The sequence below is a fragment of the Novosphingobium sp. HNCC26DJ243 genome (assembly GCF_057180545.1).
Genome location: NZ_JBXUGN010000015.1, coordinates 1 through 5,563 on the forward strand (window position 1 = coordinate 1; position 5,563 = coordinate 5,563).

The 5,563-nt window shown below is 53.9% G+C and carries 2 protein-coding genes; both read left to right on the top strand.

The window, feature by feature from the left end; genetic code table 11:
* Positions 1-978: 978 nt before the first annotated feature.
* On the top strand, positions 979-1,713 hold the full coding sequence (locus AC2A04_RS18205) for a hypothetical protein (protein WP_484213778.1): 735 nt from the start codon (positions 979-981) through the stop codon (positions 1,711-1,713).
* A 604-nt stretch (positions 1,714-2,317) separates the two neighbouring features.
* Entirely contained in the window at positions 2,318-5,449 is a 3,132-nt protein-coding gene (locus AC2A04_RS18210; RefSeq protein WP_484213779.1) for a hypothetical protein, read from the top strand.
* Positions 5,450-5,563 lie beyond the last annotated feature (114 nt).

The window sequence follows — 5,563 nt, forward strand, 5'->3', positions numbered from 1 at the left end:
GGATCACACGAAGCTTGTCATCCGTGCATTATCCTGGTGCTCCGGTGTAAATTGGGAATTTTGCGGCGAGATGCCCTCGAGATGGTGGGCATCTCGCATTATGGTCAGTGATGGTGTTCGCTGAGATCATCGTCTGCCGCGATAGCATGCTGGCTGATTTGCCGAACATTGTGTGCCTTGCCTGCTCAGCGAGCAATGGAATAGCGGTCTTATGCCTGCGGCATTCTGCTGGTTTCTCGCGGCTTCACGCGCTACATCATATGCACCATCTCACCGGTTTTGCCATGCAAGGTCCAGCGCATTGCCAAAGCACTTCAGAAGCGTCTCCTAGGACGACCAATGATATCCGCTTTAAAATTCACAACCCAATCTGGCGTCTTGCTGGTACGTTGACTAAGAGACACTCCTGAAACCGGACGGATACGGAGATTCCAAATGCGGCAAGGTCGGGTCGAAGCCCGCGTGAATAAGCCGGATGGCGCGGTTAGCCCAATGACGATTATGGCATGGACCGCGGCGGGACTCGTAGCTGTACTGCCCAGCGCTACAATACTATCACCATTGACACTAAATGGAAATTTGTCCAAGAACATGCCGAGATTGCCGCTGCGGATGAACCCGCCGCTCTTGCCAATCTCCCAGCGCTTGCTGACTGACAGTGCGTTCCAGCCGTCGATGCCTTTCGCACCAAATCAACCTGTCCACGTGTCTTATTCCCCGCCGACGCCGGCCGGCAACTTGCAGCCTGACAAAGCGGATGTTTTGATTGGCCAGGTGCGGGCAGAGCAGGCACTCGCCAGCGTTTCAAACCAGCTTGTTACACACCCAAACTCTGGCTCACGGTTGTCGGGTCCGCTTTTGACGCCTGACATACCAGAAAAGGTAGAGTCGGAGTTGTCAATCGCGCCCGCATCTGACTTAGGTGAAACTAGGGGCAGTGACGGCCCCGTTGGCATTACCTCTACGTCAGATAGCACCATGGCTGCGCCGACTGATCTAGCTGCCGAGGAAACGGCATCGCGTTTTGCAGAGGGATTTTCGTCCACTGAAATACAGGCTGACGATCTAGGGCAGCCCGATCAAAGCCTATCAGCAATACCGGTCCAACCGGAGTCGCAGAGGCAATACCTTGCGATGCTGGACCTGGACGATCCGCAGTCTGGCGGGGTGCGGGTCGAGCCTCCCCCAACCCCGTTGTCTGACGCAAATGCGCCAAGAGGTGCAAGCGCGCCCGTTGCTTTTATTGAGGACAAAGAGAAGAGTGTTTCGGTAGGGCTCGATCATCACAGCCATGATGATGGCCCATCCGGCATGACCAATCCAGAACTCTTGCCCACGGCAAGTGGATCAAATCATCGCACAGGTCGGGGCCCAACAATGGCCCAGAGCACACGAATTCCAGAAACGGCACCGTCGCACAGCGCGGTGAGCGAATTTCGCATGACTTCGCGCGGGGTTGAATTTTCCACGATTGCTCGAACTCGTAGCGACGTGTCTGGCCCAGTCCGTTTGTTGATCGCTGAAGATGACAACATCCTTGTGAGACTGTCTGACGTCCTTGAACTAGTTCGGCCCTTGATGCCGCCTTTACAATTCGAGCGCCTCTCAGCCACGGCCGCGGCCGCCCAATTTGTCTCACTCAACGAGCTACGTGGGGTTGGTATCCCAGTTCGGTTTCAGGATAACGATGAACTGGCAATGGGGGCATTCTAAAGTTTTTGGTGCTGAAACGCGACGGATCTGGCCAGTCTAAAACGTCAGCCGCAACACTTGCGGGTGATTGAATACGTCAGACCTCGCTTACGATGCGATGGAGTTTGATGTAGTCTCTATGACTATGTCCCGTTTCAGCCAATCCAGCCTTCGAGATAAAGGCCTCAGGGCGGGGCTCGATGCTCGGTCTGATATGGCTATTAAAGCGTTTGCCAGCAGTCACCGTCGTGCCAATTTGCAAGCGCGGCTCCCCCAGCGACCGTCGCATCTGAACGTGTAGAGAATGCAAAAACAGTCGGCATGCAACCGCCCCGTAATGCTCCTGGTAAGAGTGGGTTGGGGGCCACACAGTCAGATGGGAATTGTCTGTGTGGAGTTGCCGAGAAACGTGAAATTTCTTTCAGAAGGCAGTGGTTACTGCAATTTTATTCAATGTAAATAATTAGTAAATATTCTGATTAATTCCCATTAACTTTGTTCATTAGTTCGGCGTTACACTGCAAAAAATATAACGGAGAGGTTGAAGGAAAACCTGCATTTGCATGTCGCAGGCAGCAGGTTCGACACATTCAAAACCGTATATGCGGTCGCGTGGAGTTTACGTATGCCTCTCGATACCATGACATCTGTGACTGCTTCTGGCCCGCAAATCAATTTTAACGCAACTTCGTCATCCACCGCACGAGCCGCATCTTCGGAAAGCTCGGCGACGAGCGCTGTATCACACTACAATCCGAGCAAAGATATTCCGGCCAATGCTCTTGATGCGAAGGACTTTCCGACAATCGATGCATGGCTGGACGCCTGTATAGCGAAGGGCGTTCCGGGAAAGATCGGATCAGGTACTTATCATGTCGATGGCGAACCCCGTTACGCTCCGGTCGGGATTTACGGCTACGGCGATACCCCGCCGATCTTTGTTGCGGACAAGGTTGACGCGTGGCTCTATCTCAAAGATGCCGATGTTACTGTCAAGGGCGTGACGTTTGATGGCTTCGGACAACCGCTGGCCGGCTGCGTCGATCTGAGTCCGGGTAGTCCGTATCATTCGACCACCACGTATGCATTCGGCCGGTTCGATCCAGATCGCGGCGGCCTGGCCTTGTCCGAGCCGGGCAGCACTTCCAAGATCGGCCCAGGTGTGACAATTGAAGACTGCCGATTCATCAATTGTGAAAATGCCTTCACTTTTGTGTCAGACACCACGCAGATGGGCAAAGTAGAGTTTCACAACAACGTGCTGGTCGGTACGTACGGGATGCTCGACATCAACTCGTCACTCTGGACGGAGGTAAACGCAACCGGGAATGATTGGGGCCACGCGGTGCAACCCAACGTTAAAGGTAACGGCGTGCAGACCGGGTTCATGATTGGCACCAATTTCCAGCCAGACGTTCCGGGACATTATACTAAACTCTACATCGCCAACAACTATGCACATGATATCACTTCAGTTGGGACATTTCAGGATACAAACGCGGCGGTCTTCGCAGACGTGCGCGGAGCAATCGCCGAAAATCACGGCGACAATTTGATCACCGAAAATACAATTAAGCATGTGAAGGGTGTGCTCGGCCAAGAAGATTCGAACGCGATCTACGCCAAAGCTTGGGGCCTTGTCATCAGCGACAATTACATCGAGGATGCTGGTGCAGCATATGTCGACGCCAGGCACAACGGATCTGAGGCGACCGGGATTCTGGTGAAGCCAATGCGTGATGGCATTGCCATGAACATTGAAGTAATCGGTAATACGTTCAAGGACATGCCGGTGGTCCAGCCGGGTGTCGAAAAGGACCTCGCGGTTATCAAACTGTCAGAGACGGTTGGCCATTCGGAGATCAGCGGAAACACCTTCGTCGGTGGTGGCAATCTCAGCCAGAGCATCAATGCGGGCATGATCCGCTATTACGGAACTGTTGAAGATCTCGACGTAACAGGCAACAAATTTGTTGGCCAGGTGATGGCTATTGGCGCAAAGGGCATCGTGTTCAACGAACTGTCGAGGTTTGGACAAACTTCGATCGAGGTCGCCCATAACAACGCTGCGGGCGCATACGCGACCGACAGTCAGTGGATCAGCTTTACGTCGAAAGTGCCGGGCTCGCTGGCAATGGGTAACAATGTGTTGGGCAACGCCCACTCAATGCTGGCCAACCGTACGGCCACTACTTCTCTATCGACGCCGCAACCGAGTTCGGCGCATCCGGACCGGCTGATCGGCAGCTTTGCCACTGATGCTTCGTCAGTAGAAGTGACAGACAACCGCTTCTATGTGTCGGGCGACAAGGTATTCATGCTGGCCGATGCTGCCAAGACGCTGGCCTCAGGGCAACATGTCGAACTGGCGCTGATCGCGCAGGACGGCAATGGCATTTCAGTTGTCAAGCTGGATGTGACCAAGACTGCGGCCGTGGCTCAATTGATCAACGTAGGTGCGCTCGATGTCTCAACCCTTACCGAAAATGTGACGACTTCTCAGCTAGTCGCTACGCTGGCATCTGCCACGGTGGTCGATCCGGTGAGCTATTCCGTCTCCGATCAGCGCTTCGTGATTAAGAACGGTGCAATCTACACTTTGGCTGGCACCAACTTCGATTATGAGGCGGGCAGCTCGGTGGCTGTGGTGGTGAGCGCCACAATCGATGGTCATAAAGTTTCGGAAACATTGAATGTTCAGGTTGCAGACGTCAACGAAGCTCCGACCAGCTTCATCGCCAGTGCCCCGGTGACCTTGCTGGAGAACACGGCGATTGAAACCAAAATTGCCGACCTGTCCCTTCAGGACCCCGACAAAGTTAACTCCTACAACTACACCACCAGCGACAGCCGCTTCGTCGTAAAAGGATCGGCGCTTTACCTGAAGGCGGGACAGACGATCGACTACGAGGCGGAAAAGAATATCACAGTAACGGTTATTGCCAATGACGGCAAATTCAGTTCGAGCACATCGGTAAAGGTGACAGTGGGCGATGTGTCGGATACACCGGCTCCTCCCGTCACTTCGCACCCTGTCACCACGCCTACTGCCACTCCTACCGGCATAGGGACGGCCAAAGCCGATAAGTTGACAGGAGGAGGAACTGATGATCATCTTTTTGGCAAGGCGGGTAATGATCTGCTGATCGGGCTGGGCGGAGATGACATCCTCGAAGGAGGCGCTGGCGCAGACGTTCTGCAAGGGGGGACTGGCAGCGACACAGCCAGCTACGAAGAAGCCAAGACGGGTGTCCGCGCTGACCTTCTAAAGTCATACGCTAATCTTGGAGATGCCGCTGGTGACAGCTTTTACTCGATTGAGAACCTAACAGGGTCGGCCTTCGACGACATTTTGGGCGGCGACAATGGCCGCAATGAACTGCTTGGCGGAGACGGCAATGACAAGCTGCTAGGCTTCGGCGGCGTGGACCGGCTGTTTGGAGGTGACGGCAATGACATTCTTGTTGGCCACGGCGGTTCGGACATCCTTATTGGAGGCAATGGCAACGACTTCATGGATGGTGGCGCCGGAAACTCTGATTCTTTTGTTTTTGCCGGTCGCTGGGGTTCTGACACGATCACTGGTTTTGAAGTGGGCAGCGACAAGCTCGATTTTCGTGGGGAAGGGCTTAATATAGATGACTTTTCCATATCGCAGACCGCTGCCGGCGTGATTTTGACTGTGGCCGACCACGGCAGCATATTGCTGGCTGACCTAAACTTCACTAAGTTCCAAGCGGGCGATCTGATATTATAAACGAACCGGATTAGGTTTTATCCTGTATGAACTGCTTGTTCCAGTCGCCCCCGGATCCGCGAGACGTGCCTGAAGGCAAACAAAATTTTATAGCGACGTCACACCCGTGTCGAT

Coding starts and splice junctions, on each gene's coding strand:
- AC2A04_RS18205 (WP_484213778.1), top strand. CDS start 979: ATGGCTGCGCCGACTGATCTAGCTGCCGAGGAAACGGCATCGCGTTTT.
- AC2A04_RS18210 (WP_484213779.1), top strand. CDS start 2,318: ATGCCTCTCGATACCATGACATCTGTGACTGCTTCTGGCCCGCAAATC.